Raw genomic sequence first — 15,837 nt, forward strand, 5'->3', positions numbered from 1 at the left:
ATGGGCCATAAGCCATGCCTGTTTTTACGTCTTAAGACGGACGAAAGATGATGATGAGAAGTGTATGATGAGAACAATCTAGAAGAAATATAGGAGAAACATTGTGGAATGGTATGAGTTATTCGTAGGTTTTTTGTTGGGTGTCGTTGAGGGACTGACAGAATTTGCTCCGGTCTCGTCGACGGGGCATATGATTCTCGTGGACGGGCTCTGGTTGAACTCGAGTCAGTTTTTAGGTCAGGAAGTAGCGAACACGTTTAAAATCGTCATTCAATTAGGCTCGATTTTAGCGGTCGTTGTCGTCTTTCGAGAACGGTTCAAATCGTTACTGAATCCGAAGTCGTTACTCACACTCAGACAGAGCGGGGCAACGCGACAATTCAATCTGATACATATTTTGATCGGGTTACTACCCGCGGGTCTACTCGGTGTCATGTTCGAAGATTACATCGATACACACCTCTTCTCGGTCAAGACGGTATTGATCGGTTTAGTGATTGGAGCTTTCTTTATGATTGCGGCAGATTTATCAGGCGTAAAACGACAAACGACCGCCACGCTCGATGACATTACGTATAAGCAAGCGCTCGGCGTCGGACTAATTCAATGTTTCTCGCTATGGCCAGGATTCTCAAGGTCGGGTTCTACGATTTCAGGTGGCGTCCTCCTTGGGATGAGTCATCGGGCAGCGGCGGATTTTACGTTCATCATGGCGGTACCGATCATGTTCGGAGCGAGTGCGTTATCGCTTTATAGCAAGTGGACGTACTTCACGATCGAGACGTTACCGGTGTTTGTCGTCGGCTTTATGAGTGCGTTTCTCTTCGCACTCCTCTCCATCAAATTCTTTTTGAAGCTGATCAACAAAGTGAAATTGATGCCGTTCGCGGTCTATCGGATCGTATTGGCCATCGTCATTTACGTTTTATATTTCTAAAAAAAACACGTGCAAAGCGCACGTGTTTGAAACCAAATATTTAGAACGTCCGTAAATTGAAGAAGAGGTGACATTATGGGACAAATCGTTGTAGTATTCGGAACGTTAATCGGTCTTGGGACTGTTGGGGCCTTGCTTTACATGACCCGCCTAGCCTATGAATCATGAGAATGGATAATGATAGAAGCGCTCACGTTGGAGTAACTCCATGACGTGGGCGTTTTCTGCGTTATCGATCGCACGAAGCAATCCTTCTGTCTGAGAACGGTGGGCGAATAGAGCATCTTTTTTCTGTTCACTTTCTTCCGTTACATCGACGATGACATGAGGTTGTCCAAGTTCTTCTTCTGTCCGGCGATCGAAGGCGACACCTAAAAACGCAGGACGTGACTCTCCCATCTCTTGAAGCGCTCGTACGACGGCACGAGCAGTTGCTTCATGGTCCGGGTGAACGGCATATCCCGGATAGAACGAGATGACCGTTTCCGGCTTTACTTCGTCAATCAATGCGCGGAAGCGGCCGGCGAGCTCGGCTTCGTCCTCAAATTCGACTGTTTTATCGCGAAGTCCCCACATGCGTAAGTCTTCGATGCCCATCATGCGACAAGCTTCTTCTAATTCATGCTTGCGAATTTTTGGTAGTTCTTCACGCGTCGTAAAGATTGGGGAACCCATGTTGCGGCCCATCTCACCGAGTGTCAAACAGACATACGTGACCGGGAGTCCTTTTTGACGGTGTTGAATGATTGTTCCGGCTGAGCTAAACGCCTCATCGTCCGGATGTGGGAAAATGACGAGTAGTGGTCCATTCATTGATTCTCCACCTCCGATGCTCCTTGAGGGAGCGGTTTGATATCGATATGCAGCGCACACGCCAGTCGACCGAGTCGATCGTGACCAGCGAGTAATAACTGTTCGCCATGCACCTCGTAGTCGGTCAATCCTTCTACATAGAGCCAACCGTGATCAAGTTTTAAGCCGACACGGTAAGGTCCGTTTCCTTTGATTTGGCCGATGCTATATTCGATTTTGGCATTACGGATAAACATCCCGGCGTTATGAAAATCCGGGTCGTTATGTGTCGCATAGGCACCGTTCGTCGTCTCAACATGAACGAAAAGTGGTGTTGCGACGTGATTGTCTAAATATTGCTGAATGTGATCAGGTTGAATCGCCTTCACGTCTGTCCCTCCAATGGAAAGGATGACCCGAAACTAAGCGCCCCGGGTCATCTTTTTACGATTGTGTAGCTAATTTTTTGCGGTACCCTGTATGGTTCGTCGGTCCAACGTATTGGTTTAAACGGAATGAGTGACGAACTGCTTCTGTGATGAATTCTTTTCCAATCTCAATCGCTTCTTCGACCGTATGGCCGTTTGCGAGAGAGGCCGCAATAGCAGAAGAGAATGTGCATCCACCGCCGTGCGTGAACGCAGGCTCGATTTTTTCGCTTTCAAGTAGACGGAATTCGTTTCCATCGTACAAGACATCGAACGCTGTATCGAAACCAAGTTTGCCACCGACTTTGACGATGACGATTTCAGCGCCGAGCTCATGGATTAAACGAGCTGCTTCTTTGATTTCGTCCATCGTCGATGGTGTTTTGTCGAGGCCAGCGAGCATACGCGCCTCGAATAAGTTTGGTGTGATGATTTTTGCGACCGGTACGAGGTGTTGACGCATCGCGACTGCGACGTTCGGGTCAAGAATCTCATCCGCGCCTTTACATGCCATGACCGGGTCAACGACTGCGTTTTCGATTCCATACTCTTTGATTTTACGAGCGGCGAGTTCGATGATCTCTGGTGTTGGAAGCATTCCCGTCTTCACCGCATCGACTCCAATCCCGGCGAGCACCGTATCGATTTGCTTCTCAATCAATGTCGTGTCGATTGGGAACACTTCGTGATTCCATGCGTTATGTGGATCTTGTGCCACGATGACAGTCAAGGCTGTCATGCCGTACACACCGAGTTCTTCCATCGTTTTCAGGTCGGCTTGAATTCCTGCGCCACCACTCGTGTCAGAACCGGCAATCGTCAATGCTTTTTTCATCGTCATAATCGTCCATCCCCTTTGTCTGTTTGGATAGTTTCACTATAACGACTTTTTCGTATTCCGACAAATACGAGGATTAGGAGACATGTCCATAACTTTTCAGAAAAAATATGCAGGATGTTCATCATATTTGGGGAATAATAATGAATAGGGTGTAGACCACTTTATTTTTGGCTAGGAGGAAAACGCATGTTAGTGCATAGCTTATGTATCCCGAAGAAGGATGTTGTCACCATCAGTGAAAAGGCAACATTGCGGGAAGCGCTTCATACGCTTGAAGAAACAGGATATCGTTGTGTGCCTGTTTTAGACGAGACGGGAAAATTTTTCCGCGGTAACATTTATAAGATGCATATTTATCGTCATGGAATGAACGGGGAAAACATGGACGATAATGTGATGACGCTCATTAAAAACACGCAAAAATATGTTCACGAATCGGATGGTTTCTTCGAAGTATTTTTCTCGATCAAAGAATTGCCATACATTGCCGTGTTAAAAGACGAAAGCAATGAATTTTATGGGATTCTTCCTCACGGGAAGATGCTCGGGATGCTTGAAGAGGCGTGGAGTCGCGACACAGGTAGTTACGTCTTGACGATTGCCTTGAGCGAGCAAGCGGGCGCGCTTGAGAAGATTACAAAAATCGTGAACAAGTATACGTCAATTGCGAGCTTGATGACGCTCGATGCGAAAAGTAAAGTATTGCGTCGGGTACTCGTGACGTTACCGCCGGATTGTGAAGAAGACATGAAGAACAAAGTCGTTGCCAAGCTTGAACAAAAAGGCTTCCGAATCGTCGAAGTCGAGAACTTGAACAACTAAGCCAAAGCCCTTTCACGTCACGTGAAAGGGCTTTTTACTCGAGTCGTTTTTCCATGCGAATGTCGGACCAAAATTGACCGTCCCAATAAGTGAATTGTTCGATTCGTCCAATTTCTTCATAACCGAGCTTCGTATAAAGGCGGTGGGCCGCATCGTTAAAGGCGAATACGCCGAGTTCCATGCGTGGTGTCCCTTGGACTCGTAGTCTTTCTTCTAATAAACGGAGGGCCTCCGTGCCGACACCTTTCCCGCGTCCGATTGCTTCCCCAATGACAAATCCGAGCCAGGCCGTACCAGGTTCTTGATGATACAGATGGGGTGGGTCATACATGACGTTCATTTCGCCGACGAGATGGTCATCTGCGTAGATGAGAAAAATGTCATGTGTCAGGAGACGTTCCTCTAAGTCATCGAGCGTCATTTCATAATGAGCGGTCAATTCTTCTTCGGATCGACTCGGGCGAATCAAGTGTACAATCTGTGGGTCATTATTCCAGCGATTGAAAGTGTCGACGATTTCGTCGGATGCTGTTGTAAGTGGAACAAGCGAGATGTTGATAAGTCATTCTCCTTTCTCGCTTAACAACATTCGATTCGATTGATCAAAATCCTTCTCTTAGACAGGTTTCAACACGTTTAAATGACTCGGCAAAATTTCAAATGTGAATGGCAACGTTCCGCCTGTATCGCCATCTGCATTTACGGGGAGAGACTCAGGAGAGGCCACTTTCACCTGTTTCGTACAGAATGACGTGACGCTATCTGTTTCCTTTAACTTTCCTGTGAAGAGAGCAGGCGTTAATTGAAGGGCATCCTTTAAACCGAGCTCTTCAAAAATATAGACGTGCAGTAACCCGTCGTTCAGTCGCGCGTCTGGCTCAAAATTCTCAAATCCTCCGACCGAGTTCGTCAAGGCGATGACGACGAGGTACGCTTCACCATCAAATTGGCCATCCTCACTTTCAATCGCCAACTCATATGGGCTGTGTTCACGGAACGCTTTCACGCCTTCGATCAAATAAGCGAACGGTCCCCATTTTGTCTTTTCTTCCACACTCACTTCATCGACGGCCTCGGCAATGAGCCCGATCGCGATGACGTTCATAAAATAGCCGTTCTCATATTTTCCGATATCCATCGGTGTCGGTTCAGCATCACGAAGTGCTTCAATCGCTTTTTTAGGATCACTCGGGACACCGAGTGCGCGGGCGAGGTCGTTGACTGTACCGAGTGGGATAATTCCGAAGTCAGGGCGATGGGGCGCCTCGGCAAGTCCAGTGACTGCTTCGTTTAACGTTCCATCTCCCCCCATCGCGATGACGGCTTTATATTGCTTTTCCGCTGCTTCTCGTGCGAAATTCGTTGCATCTTGTTCTTTCTCGGTGAAGCGGACATCGACGTGTCCATATCGTTCGCGCAACACCTTCTCGGCATGTGTCGCGTGTTGCTCCCCCAATTCTTTTCCTGAGGATGGATTGACGATTAACATGACTGTGTCCATTCCGGCATATCTCCTTTTCAGTTCGAATACTGTCCTTTATTCCCGTCTACGAAATCGGCTACTCCTAAAAAAATCCCCATGACCGTCAGCGTTTTCGGGCTGACCTTCACGGGGAATTGAGCGTTTATCGAGTTTAATAATGACGAAATGCGGACATATCTAAATGACTTGCTTCAGACTCATCAACAGCGAGCTCGATGCGCAGATGTTCATGAAACGGAGAGGCGAGGGCGCCCATGCACGCGACGGGTTCATGGTCAGGGACCGGTGATTTACGTTTCGTTTTAACGAATAAATAGTCCGATCGTTTCAACGTCAACAAGAAACGTTCCACGGCATGCGGTTCACGGGTCACGTTTGGCCAAGGTAAATGATTGAATAATAAAAAGACCGCGCCTTCTTTTTCGAGCGCATAGTCCGGTGCGATGCCTTCCCGATTCAACAAATCGATGACAGCATGCAAAAACTCCCGTTTAATCGTCAATGAAATTTCGTAATACTCACGCATACGGTCCACCCTTTCTTAAAATCACAATACTACCATTCTAAACGTTTCCGACATAGGCGACAACGAAGAAGTTCCTTGACGAAGTATTTTTCCCGGCTTATACTGCATAAGTCCTGCTATACTAGTGATATATGATGAACGAATTGAGGTGAAACCGACATGATTGAATCCCTTGAATTGAAGGCGTGGGTCGTTCTCGCACGAACGATGGATGCCATCAGCGATCGTGTGAAAGAAGATTTGCGACGCCACCAGTTAAATTCAACAGAGTTCGGTGTTTTATCAGTACTGTATAAACGAGGAGACACCCCGTTACAACAAATCGGGGACCAGATTTTGATTACAAGTGGTAGCGTGACATACGTCATCGACAAGTTGGAGAAGCGTGGACTGATTGAACGAATCGCTTGCCCGTCTGACCGTCGAGTCACATATGCCTCGTTAACGGAGGATGGAAAGGCGCTCATGGATGTCGTCTATCCACAGCACATCGAAATCTTCAAAGATATATATGGACCGTTAAGTGATGAAGAGACGGAACAATTGATTTCGTTATTGAAGCGAGTCGGTTATAACGCAGCGGGCAAATAAAGCCCGTTGCTTTTTTCATTAATATCTTGAAGTTAAAATAATTGACGATGAGATATACAGATGATATAGTTCTAACTGTTATTGAAAAAAATTAGAGATTACCTAAATGGAGGATTACACGATGACTAAAGTATTATATGTATCGGCTAACCCGAAACCAACTGAACTTTCATACAGCAAACAAGTAGCAGAAACATTCGTATCAACACTCAAGGCTGAAAATTCAGCACTCGAAGTAGAAGCAATTGAACTCTACGATGTCGATGTGCAAGAAATCGACGGAGACGTGCTTAGCGCATGGGGCAAATTCGCGTCAGGTGAAGCACTCACGGACGTAGAAGCGAAAAAAGTAGGAACGATGAGCAGCATGCTCGAGAAGTTCATGGAAGCGGACCTTTATGTATTCGCAACGCCAATGTGGAACTTCTTCTTCCCAGCACGTATGAAAATGTTCCTCGACAGCGTACTCATGGCAGGAAAAACGTTCCGTTACACGGAGCAAGGTCCTGTCGGCTTGCTTGAAAACAAACAAGCGATCCACATCCAAGGAACAGGTGGAATCTATACAGGAACAGACCTTAACTTTGCAGACGCATACCTTCGCCAAGCGCTCGCATTCGTCGGTGTTTCTGAAGTGACGACGGTAGCAGTTGAAGGGATGAACCAATACCCAGACAAAATCGAAGAAATCGTTGCAGACGCGAAAGCGAAAGCAGAAGCACTTGCGAAAGAAGTTGCAGGCGCAGTAACGGTATAATACGAAAGACGAGTCGATTGACTCGTCTTTTTGTATGCATACATTTTGGGTATGATACAGAAGGAAAGGGGAGTATGCAATGGGAGAACAGTTATCGAGTCGATTACTTGGGGATTGGACAGACATCATTCAAGATGAGATGAGTCAGCCTTATTTTCAACAGTTGAAACAATTCGTCGATCAAGCGTATGAAGAGACGATCGTTTACCCAAATCGGGAAGACATTTGGAACGCATTTATTTACACGAAATTTAGTGACGTGAAATGCGTTATTTTAGGGCAAGATCCGTATCATGGACCGAACCAAGCGCATGGACTCAGTTTTTCGGTACAGGATGGGGTGCGATTCCCACCGTCGTTACGAAATATCTTTCAAGAACTTAAGGATGATATTGGCTGTGATACTCCGAAGAGCGGGAATTTAGAGAAGTGGGCGAAACAGGGAGTCCTCCTCTTGAATACAGCGCTCACGGTCGAAGCAGGGAAGGCGGGCTCACACCGTGGGAAAGGCTGGGAACAATTCACCGACTCGGTGATTGAGCGACTCGGGCGTCGTGAAGAGCCGGTTGTATTCATCCTCTGGGGAAATGACGCAAAGAAAAAAATGAAGTGGATCGGAGAGCAGCATAAAGTGCTCACATCCGTTCATCCGAGCCCATTATCATCCCATCGTGGATTTTTTGGGTCAAAGCCGTTTTCTCAAGTGAATGATGCTCTAAACGAGTGGGGTCAGTCCCCGATTGATTGGTGTCTCTGACAGTCTACGAAAATTCGTAGGCTGTTTTTTGTTGACGTGTCGAAAAACCTTTGATACAGTAACTAACAAGACGTCACTTTAGCGCTTAAAAGCATATATGCATAACAGCATAACTGTATAAAAGATAAACATGTATACGTAATAGAAGCGAAGAAGGAACCGAAGTAGAGACATCTTCCCTGGCCCAGAGAGCGTGTGGTGCTGCGAACACGCCCAAAAGATGAATCGAATTACAGTTCCCGAGCTCTCATGATTGAGCGGTCCCCCGTTATCGGATTAAGCGGCTAGAGATTCTCTAGCAACCAGGGTGGTACCGCGGCTTTGTCGTCCCTATCGATTCAATCGATAGGGACTTTTTTGACTTTAAAGGAGGACTTCACATGTTGACACAATCGATTCCATCACATCTTGCCCCACATATTTCACCGCAGTTCTACAATGAGTACACACCGACGGATCACGCTGTCTGGCGCTTCGTCTTACGGTTGAACCTGCATACGTTAGAAGGGAAGGCGCATCCGTTTTACATCGAAGGATTAAAACGGACGGGAATGGGACCAGACCGATTGCCGAACGTCGAACAGATGACGGATGAAATGCGTGCGGCAGGATGGTCGACGGTCGCGGTGGATGGACTCATCCCTGGCGTTGCCTTCTTTGACTTCCAAGGGAACGGAATGTTGCCTGTCGCGACGGATATCCGGAAAGTCGAGAATATCTTATACAGCCCTGCACCTGATATCATTCATGAAGCGGCAGGCCACGCACCGATGTTGATGGACCCGACATTTTCGGCAATCGTCAAACGCTTCGGTCAACTAGGGGCGAAGGCGTTCATGAACCGGGAAGAGCATGCTTCATTCGCAGCGTTGAAACGCTTGACGATCGTGAAAGAGAATGCCAATTCAACGGAACAAGACATCGAGGCGGCAGAACGAGCGGTCCATGAAGCGAAAGCACAAGTGACCGGGTTTTCAGAGGCGCAACAAGTTGCACGCATCTTTTGGTGGACGGTTGAATTTGGATTGATTGGCGACCTCGAGCGTCCAATGATTTACGGCGCAGGTCTCTTGTCATCTGTTGGCGAAAGCCGTCACTGCTTGACCGACGCGGTCGTCAAACATCCATTTGACTTGGAGCATGCGTTACAGACGAAGCAAGACGTGACGAATATGCAAAAAGAACTGTTCGTCATTCCAGACTTTGAGACGCTCTCTTCCGTCTTAGACGAATTAGAAGGGAGAATGGCGATTCGAAAAGGTGGGATTGAATCTGTCTCGAAAGCATTGGCGTCGGGAAGTCAATCGACGCTTCGACTCGAAGATGGCTCTGAGCGCGTCGGAATCGTTCGCCATATGACAGAGTCGAAAGAACATACGCTCATCCAATGGGATGAATGCACGATTGTAAAAAATGGTCAGTTCACGAAACGAGAACGTCACGGACTTCTCATTGTCCACGATACGGAATCCGCACTAAATCGAGACGATCTCCTCGAAGGGATGACCATTCGTCAAGCATGTTCATCCGATAAGATCCAAGACGTGACGATTCAGCTAGAAGGACGGACGATTTCACTCGACTCGCTCGAAGTACGCGTCGATTCACTTCCTTCGGTATTCCCCGGAACGACAGTGGAAGAATTGATGATCATTGAAAAGCCCGTGATCATCGAGCGAGATGAACGCGTATGGACGAATGATGACCCAATGTTCAACCGCATTCACCTCATGCGTGAACGAGGGGAGTCGATTGATGATCTCGTTCCAGACATTTTATCTGAGCATCCAGACGCGTGGTTGTTACACATCGAATGTTTGGAACTAGTGGAAGACGAAGAGCTGAAGCAGGCGTTGATTGAACGCCTTGAAGCGTTGCGTCACACATCTCCATCCCGAAATGAATTGATCGGACGTGCGTTCGAACTGTTGCGTTAACAAAAATAAGCGACGTTCCCTAAAAGAGAACGTCGCTTATTTTTTATACGGATTGATTCGTCGTTTCACGCAAGAACGTGATTAAACGGCGATACGTCGAGTTGGCAGCTGGTCGGTCCATTTCGAAGTAATAGTTATGACCAAGTTCGTGTTCGTTTTGATCATAAAACACAGTCGTCACATCTGTTCGACCTGAGAGAATTGTCGCAAATTCTTTCGCCTGATCTTCAAACGAATGATCGTTTCCGTCGGCGATGAATGTTGGCACAAACGTGGCAGGTACGTTGACGAGCGGTGAAGCTTCAGCGACGACCGGGAGCGTTTCCCAGTTGTATGTGCCGAAGTAAGCCCAGCCGATGCGTTTGAACAAGAAGCGATTCACCGATTTCGATGACTCGAGCCAAGACCGTTTCAAATCCAGTGGAGCAGATAATAAGACAGCTCCAAGGATCGATGATTTCGGTACGACTTGTCTGACCTCGGCAGAAGGCGAGTAGTCGTCATTCAACTGGATGCCAACAAACTGTGCGACGAGCTGTCCACCATTCGAATCACCCGCGAAAAAGACGCGGTCCAAGTCGAGGCGGAATCGATCATTGTTTTCAGCAATGAACGAATATGCTTCTTCGATTTGTTGAAGTGGTGTCGGATAGGTCACATCAGGCGCAAGCGCATAGTTGATGCTGACGACGTTGTAACCGTTACTCGCAATCGATGTCGCGTACTTGAGGACGTCTGATTTGTCACCACCGACGAATGAGCCACCGTGTACCCAAAAAATCGTCGGAACCGTACGGCCGTCTCCTTCATAGCGAATCAAATCAAACGTTCCGTTGTCATAAGAGGACAAGTAGTCGATGTCTTTTCGGACAGACGTCTTTTGAACGACTTCCTCGAATCCCTTCATCTCCACCTCGTTCCCCCCTGCGAACGAAGTTTTGATTAAACGTGTTGCTGGTTTAGGTGATAGGAACACATAAGCCGCTCCCGCGACCGCTGTTCCAATCAAGCCGACTCCAGCGCGTTTCAACCCTTTATTCATCTTACTTCCTCCCTTTCTACAATCAGAAGCTTACTGCGTGACGAGTACGTCCGCCATATATGTCTCGATGACATGAGCGATGCCGTCTTCGTTGTTTGACTTCGTAATGAAGTCCGCTTTCCCTTTGACCGTCGTATTGGCGTTACCCATCGCAACACCAAGACCTGCCCATTCAATCATCGTCAAATCATTGTTTCCATCACCGCAAGCGATGACTTCTTTCTGGGCGATGCCGAGTTGATCCGCTAGGAAGGCGAGGCTCGTTCCTTTTGTGACACCGGCTTCCGTGAATTCTAGGAAGAACGGTTTTGAACGAGCGACGGCCAACTTCCCGGCCAACTCTTCTTGTAGTTTCGTTTCAATCGGAGCAAGCGTGTCACCGTCGGCAAGCATCAAGCATTTGACGACAGGTGCTGTCACAGCGTCTTTAAAGTTGTCGACATGGATGACCGGCATACCTGTCAATTCACCTTCGATATCGGTATATGGGTTCGGGCGATCGGTTACGATTTCGTTACCGACGTACGTATGAATCGCGATTCCTTCCCGTTCACTGATATCATGGAGATGGGCGACTGTGTCTGGTTGAAGCGTGCTCGAGAAAATCTCCTCATTCGTTTCGCAATTGATGACCGAGGCACCGTTGAACGATAAAATGAAGCTACCGTACTTTGCAAGTTCCAATTCACGGGCTGCATCCCACATCGCAAACGTCGGGCGGCCACTCGCAAGTACGACTTTATAGCCGCGCTCTTGCGCATCGAGAAGTGCTTCTTTTGTTTTAGGGGAAATCGTATGGTCGCTCGTGAGGAGCGTATCATCCATATCCAATACAATCATTTTGTAACTCATAGTAGTAGGGGGTCCTCCTTCAGAATCTAATGACTCCATCCTAAACCTTTTTAAGGTCAATTGACAACCTTGTCGCAAAAACGTAACTATAATGTAGAGAAGTGAACTCTAGAAGAGGTGTAAATATGAATCGAATTTTAGTAGCTGAGGACGAGCATGCGATTCGCAGCTTCATTATTGTCAATTTAAAACGAGCCGGATTCGATGTGTTTGAGGCGACGAATGGACGAGAGGCGGTCACCGCATTTGACCGTGAACCGTTCGACGTTGTCTTATTAGATGTCATGATGCCAGAGATGGACGGGTTCGAGGCGTGTGCGGCCATTCGAGATATCGATGAGAACGTCGGAATCATCATGTTGACGGCACGAACGCTCGAAGAAGATAAAATCGAAGGACTCGGAAAAGGGGCGGACGATTATATCGCCAAGCCGTTCAGTCCAGGCGAACTAGTGGCGCGTATTCAAGCGTTGCTGCGTCGCGTCGAAAAAGTGAAACGAAAAGACTCGAAACGGTTGAAGTCAGGACCGTTCGCAATCGACCTTGCGGCGAAGCAAGTGACGAAGTACGGTCAATCGATCGATTTGACGCCGACGGAGTATGACTTGATTTGTCATCTCGTCCAAAATGAAGAGATCGTCTTGTCACGTGATGCATTACTCGATGCGGTATGGGGCGTCAACTACTTCGGTGACCGTAAGACAGTCGACGTCAACATCCGTCGGTTGCGTCAAAAAATCGAGGATGACCCGAGTCACCCGATCTATATTGAAACGTTGTGGGGTCACGGATATAAATGGCGGAGACATGAAGCATGAAACAACAGTTAGTCATTCGCATGATGATCGTCGTGACGATTGTCTTACTTCTACTCGTCAGTGTCTTGTCTTACGGGACATATCGATACTATTACGAGTATGAGTCGGAAGCGTTACTAAGTCATGCGACCACGAGTGCATATCTATATCCTCAAGCCCAGGTCGGGTTTGAGACGCCGAGCGCCTTCTCCGTCCTTGTCCGGACATTCGGATATCCCGGAACGGATTTAACGATTGTCGACCAGAGTGGTTCCATCGTCAAGACGACGGGGCAACGGACAAGGCAGGCATCTTTTTCACAAGAACAATTAGAAAAACTTTCACGAGGAGAGTCGGTCGTACAGGACTATGACATCGGTGAGGAGCATTACTTAGCGGTGACCAGTCCGATTATGACGAACGATACGTCAGAGTTTGCGATTAGCTTTACACGCCCGCTCGAAGACTTAGATACGCTCATCCGTGAAATTTGGATGACCGTTGTCATGATTGGTGTCCTGATCTGGTTACTTGCACTCTATACCGTCATTCGAATCGCTGATCGTTTCGTCCGTCCGATTCGTCAAATCATCGAAACGGCGGATGAGATGGCTCAAGGTGATTTCGACGTTGCCGTTGAATCGAATGAAAAACATGAGCTTGGGGCATTGGCTCGAACACTCACGTATTTAGGTGCTAAAGTGCAACAGCATCAGTCGACACGTAACGAGTTTCTCTCAAGCGTATCCCATGAACTGCGGACACCGCTCACTTCGATTAAAGGGTGGACGGAGACGATTCGGGGCGGCGATGAGAAGCTATCTGAGGAAACGGAGCTTGGTTTAAGTATCATTCATTCCGAAACAGAGCGCATGATTGGTCTCGTAGAGCAGCTTCTCGACTATACGAAGATCGAAGAGAGCCGATTGGTGTTGTATCGTCAGGAACTAGATTTAGTCTCACTGTTACGAAAGGTGACATTGCAGTTAAAACAGTCGCTTGAAGATAAAGACATCACGCTCATTGAGCGTTATCCTCAAAAGTCGGTCGGATTGTTTGATGAGAATCGGTTGAAGCAAGTGTTCTTGAACATCCTCGAGAACGCGATTCGCTTCTCGCCAGACGGTGGAACGTTGACAATCCGTTTCGTTCAATCGGAACGTGTTGCTTTCATCTCGATTATCGATGAAGGTCCTGGTATCTCACGTGAGCATTTACAGCGTATTACGGAGATGTTCTATCAGGCCCACGTGACGGAAGGAAGTAGCGGTCTTGGACTCGCCATCTCAAAAGAGTTGATTGAGGCACATGAAGGAAAACTGGTCATCGAAAGTGAGGTCGGACATGGGACGACCGTGACCGTGTTATTGCCACTCGACCCGAGTGAACTACATTAATAGGGTTAAACCTCCCGAATTCAGGCTACATATAGATGTATGTAGAATGAGGGAGGTTTTTTACTATGGCCAATCAGTCATTGAAGCCGTTAAAAGGAAGTCCAAACGCCGTCTCGACGCAAACCTCGATTGAAGAATTGCGCATGTCTCCACTCCCATATGCGGGTAGTCGTGGTCAATCGATTGAAGCGATCAAGATGGCAATGAACCAATTGCCGCGAGCTGAACTGGTTAAAGAAACGGATGAGGGCCTTCATTATGTGGTGACCTCGAAAGTGATGCGTTTTAAAGATGATGTGAATTTTATATTTGATGATTCCACTCAACAAGTCGAGTTTCGGTCTGCGTCTCGTGTCGGCTATTCAGACTTTGGCGTGAATCGAAAGCGGATGGAAGATGTGAGTGAACGATACCGGAGGTTGATTCGATGAAGGACTATCGGTTGATTGTCATCGGTGGCGGTGCCGCCGGGATGACAGTGGCAGCAGGAGCAGCGAACTTAGGCGTGAAAGTCGCGCTTGTTGAAAAGAACAAACATTTAGGTGGCGACTGTCTGCATGTCGGATGTGTGCCATCGAAAGCATTGATTGCCGCTTCGAAAGAAGCGAATGCAATGATGCGCGCAGCACGTGTTCTCGGAACGGAGTTCAATGGCGGAGAGCATTATCAAATGTCGAAAGCACGGGTCGATAAGGCTCGCGCAATCATCCAAGATCATGACGGGACCGAGCGCTTTGAAAAGATCGGTGTAGACGTATACATCGGGGAGGCTTCGTTCCAAAGCCCGACTGAATTGAAGGTCGGGGACGATTTATTGATCGGGAAAAAATTTGTCATCTCAACTGGCTCAAAACCGACAGTCCCTCCAATCGATGGATTAGATCAAGTCCCATACTTAACGAACGAGACGGTCTTTGAAGAAGAGACGCTTCCAGAGAGCCTCATTGTTATCGGTGCCGGGACGGTAGGACTCGAACTAGCACAATCATTTGTGCGACTCGGATCGCAAGTTACCGTACTCGAGGCACAGGATGCGTTCTTACCAAAAGAAGACGAGGACGTCTCCACTTACCTAAAATCGCAGCTTGAGATGGCGATGCGCTTGAAAATTGGCGTGAAAGTCAATCGGGTCGATGAAGTCGATGGCCGTATTCGTGTTACGACAGAGGTAAACGGCGAGATGGTCGAATATGAGGCAGATAAACTCCTTATGGCGACAGGACGCGTCCCACGCATCGACGCGCTCCGTCTCGATCGGGCGAACGTTCAAGTGACGAAAGGGTACATCGACGTCTCTTCTTCGTATCGGACGTCACAGCCGCATATCTTTGCGATTGGCGATACGATCAAGACGCTCCCGTTCACACACGCAGCAGGTGAAGAAGGGAAAGCAGTTGTCGCGAACGCGCTGTTTGGACTATGGAACAAGGTAGACTACAGTAAGCTTCCTTGGATCACGTTCACAGATCCTGAAGTGTTCCACGTTGGGATGACCGAGAAAGAAGCGCGTGAGCGTTACGGGGATGACATCGAGACGTATGAAGCGAAACTGTCAGAAGTGGACCGTTTCATCGCCGAACGCCAAGAGGCCGGCTTTGTCAAAGTCATCACGAAGAAAAATGGCAAGATTATCGGGGCACATGCGGTCGGTGAATCGGCCGGTGACTGGATGCAAATCGTCGTCTATGCGATGCAACGGGGCGATAAGATTGGGAAGTTGTCACGAATGATTTATCCTTACCCATCGCGCAGTGAAGCGGTGAAGAAAGTGACGGATCTCTACTGGCGGAAACGCTTGTTCGAAAGCCCACTTACAGAACTGGCAAGACGCTATTTCAAATTGATGCAATAACACAAATCACCCACTCATTTGAGTGG

18 protein-coding genes and 1 other annotated feature are annotated in these 15,837 nt (G+C 47.9%); of the genes, 10 read left to right on the forward strand and 8 right to left on the reverse strand.

Going from position 1 to position 15,837, the window contains the following annotated elements; genetic code table 11:
* The first annotated feature begins 103 nt into the window (after nucleotides 1–103).
* The gene (locus KNO87_RS10675) at nucleotides 104–937 is read left to right on the forward strand and encodes an undecaprenyl-diphosphate phosphatase (protein ID WP_214796087.1); all 834 of its coding nucleotides are present in this window, start codon (nucleotides 104–106) and stop codon (nucleotides 935–937) included.
* Between the two features lie 162 nt (nucleotides 938–1,099).
* On the opposite strand, the gene bshB2 is transcribed toward KNO87_RS10675, so the two are convergent.
* The 3 genes from bshB2 to pdxK are packed head-to-tail and all read right to left on the reverse strand — an operon-like array spanning nucleotide 1,100 to nucleotide 2,998.
* The gene (gene bshB2 / locus KNO87_RS10680; protein ID WP_214790319.1) at nucleotides 1,100–1,750 is read right to left on the reverse strand and encodes a bacillithiol biosynthesis deacetylase BshB2; all 651 of its coding nucleotides are present in this window, start codon (nucleotides 1,748–1,750) and stop codon (nucleotides 1,100–1,102) included.
* Nucleotides 1,747–2,118 carry a YojF family protein gene (locus KNO87_RS10685; RefSeq protein ID WP_214695888.1) on the reverse strand — a complete coding sequence of 124 codons (372 nt, stop codon included), beginning with the start codon at nucleotides 2,116–2,118 and terminating at the stop codon, nucleotides 1,747–1,749. Before KNO87_RS10685 ends, bshB2 begins: the two co-directional genes overlap by 4 nt.
* 55 nt (nucleotides 2,119–2,173) lie before the next feature.
* A complete protein-coding gene (gene pdxK, locus KNO87_RS10690) occupies nucleotides 2,174–2,998 on the reverse strand; it encodes a pyridoxine/pyridoxal/pyridoxamine kinase (protein ID WP_214790321.1) in 825 nt (274 codons plus the stop codon).
* A gap of 186 nt (nucleotides 2,999–3,184) precedes the next feature.
* Between pdxK and cbpA the strand changes: the two genes are divergently transcribed.
* Nucleotides 3,185–3,820: a cyclic di-AMP binding protein CbpA gene (gene cbpA, locus KNO87_RS10695; RefSeq protein WP_214695898.1), complete on the forward strand. Its 636-nt coding sequence runs from the start codon at nucleotides 3,185–3,187 to the stop codon at nucleotides 3,818–3,820.
* Nucleotides 3,821–3,854: 34 nt separating this feature from the next.
* Here the strand turns inward: cbpA and KNO87_RS10700 are convergent, their stop codons facing one another.
* The 3 genes from KNO87_RS10700 to KNO87_RS10710 all read right to left on the reverse strand — a co-directional run bounded on the left by KNO87_RS10700 (nucleotide 3,855) and on the right by KNO87_RS10710 (nucleotide 5,829).
* A complete protein-coding gene (locus tag KNO87_RS10700; protein ID WP_214796201.1) occupies nucleotides 3,855–4,379 on the reverse strand; it encodes a GNAT family N-acetyltransferase in 525 nt (174 codons plus the stop codon).
* A 57-nt stretch (nucleotides 4,380–4,436) separates the two neighbouring features.
* Nucleotides 4,437–5,321 carry a diacylglycerol/lipid kinase family protein gene (locus KNO87_RS10705; protein WP_214796089.1) on the reverse strand — a complete coding sequence of 295 codons (885 nt, stop codon included), beginning with the start codon at nucleotides 5,319–5,321 and terminating at the stop codon, nucleotides 4,437–4,439.
* Nucleotides 5,322–5,454: 133 nt separating this feature from the next.
* A complete protein-coding gene (locus KNO87_RS10710) occupies nucleotides 5,455–5,829 on the reverse strand; it encodes a hypothetical protein (protein ID WP_214790329.1) in 375 nt (124 codons plus the stop codon).
* 159 nt (nucleotides 5,830–5,988) lie between these two features.
* Between KNO87_RS10710 and KNO87_RS10715 the strand changes: the two genes are divergently transcribed.
* The 4 genes from KNO87_RS10715 to KNO87_RS10730 all read left to right on the forward strand — a co-directional run bounded on the left by KNO87_RS10715 (nucleotide 5,989) and on the right by KNO87_RS10730 (nucleotide 9,871).
* Complete coding sequence (locus KNO87_RS10715) at nucleotides 5,989–6,420, forward strand: MarR family winged helix-turn-helix transcriptional regulator (protein WP_214746962.1); 432 nt, start codon at nucleotides 5,989–5,991, stop codon at nucleotides 6,418–6,420.
* A gap of 121 nt (nucleotides 6,421–6,541) precedes the next feature.
* A complete protein-coding gene (locus tag KNO87_RS10720; RefSeq protein ID WP_214790331.1) occupies nucleotides 6,542–7,177 on the forward strand; it encodes an FMN-dependent NADH-azoreductase in 636 nt (211 codons plus the stop codon).
* Nucleotides 7,178–7,256: 79 nt separating this feature from the next.
* Entirely contained in the window at nucleotides 7,257–7,934 is a 678-nt protein-coding gene (locus tag KNO87_RS10725) for a uracil-DNA glycosylase (RefSeq protein WP_214796091.1), read from the forward strand.
* Nucleotides 7,935–8,075: 141 nt separating this feature from the next.
* Nucleotides 8,076–8,269: a binding site (T-box leader), on the forward strand.
* A 45-nt stretch (nucleotides 8,270–8,314) separates the two neighbouring features.
* Nucleotides 8,315–9,871, forward strand: a complete 1,557-nt coding sequence (locus tag KNO87_RS10730; protein WP_214796093.1) for an aromatic amino acid hydroxylase — start codon at nucleotides 8,315–8,317, stop codon at nucleotides 9,869–9,871.
* 43 nt (nucleotides 9,872–9,914) lie between these two features.
* Here KNO87_RS10730 and KNO87_RS10735 read toward each other — a convergent pair whose 3' ends face one another.
* A complete protein-coding gene (locus KNO87_RS10735; protein WP_214796095.1) occupies nucleotides 9,915–10,913 on the reverse strand; it encodes an alpha/beta hydrolase in 999 nt (332 codons plus the stop codon).
* Between the two features lie 30 nt (nucleotides 10,914–10,943).
* Nucleotides 10,944–11,765: a Cof-type HAD-IIB family hydrolase gene (locus tag KNO87_RS10740; protein ID WP_214796097.1), complete on the reverse strand. Its 822-nt coding sequence runs from the start codon at nucleotides 11,763–11,765 to the stop codon at nucleotides 10,944–10,946.
* A 125-nt stretch (nucleotides 11,766–11,890) separates the two neighbouring features.
* Between KNO87_RS10740 and KNO87_RS10745 the strand changes: the two genes are divergently transcribed.
* From KNO87_RS10745 to KNO87_RS10760, 4 genes are all read left to right on the forward strand, one after another.
* Nucleotides 11,891–12,583 carry a response regulator transcription factor gene (locus KNO87_RS10745; RefSeq protein ID WP_026824524.1) on the forward strand — a complete coding sequence of 231 codons (693 nt, stop codon included), beginning with the start codon at nucleotides 11,891–11,893 and terminating at the stop codon, nucleotides 12,581–12,583.
* Nucleotides 12,580–13,959: a sensor histidine kinase gene (locus tag KNO87_RS10750; RefSeq protein WP_214790341.1), complete on the forward strand. Its 1,380-nt coding sequence runs from the start codon at nucleotides 12,580–12,582 to the stop codon at nucleotides 13,957–13,959. Before KNO87_RS10745 ends, KNO87_RS10750 begins: the two co-directional genes overlap by 4 nt.
* 65 nt (nucleotides 13,960–14,024) lie before the next feature.
* Complete coding sequence (locus KNO87_RS10755; RefSeq protein WP_214796099.1) at nucleotides 14,025–14,390, forward strand: DUF1499 domain-containing protein; 366 nt, start codon at nucleotides 14,025–14,027, stop codon at nucleotides 14,388–14,390.
* Nucleotides 14,387–15,811: a dihydrolipoyl dehydrogenase family protein gene (locus KNO87_RS10760; RefSeq protein ID WP_214796101.1), complete on the forward strand. Its 1,425-nt coding sequence runs from the start codon at nucleotides 14,387–14,389 to the stop codon at nucleotides 15,809–15,811. Before KNO87_RS10755 ends, KNO87_RS10760 begins: the two co-directional genes overlap by 4 nt.
* The last annotated feature ends 26 nt before the right edge of the window (nucleotides 15,812–15,837 follow it).

The organism is Exiguobacterium sp. s34 (genome assembly GCF_018617435.1).
Classification (GTDB): Bacteria; Bacillota; Bacilli; order Exiguobacteriales; family Exiguobacteriaceae; genus Exiguobacterium; species Exiguobacterium aestuarii.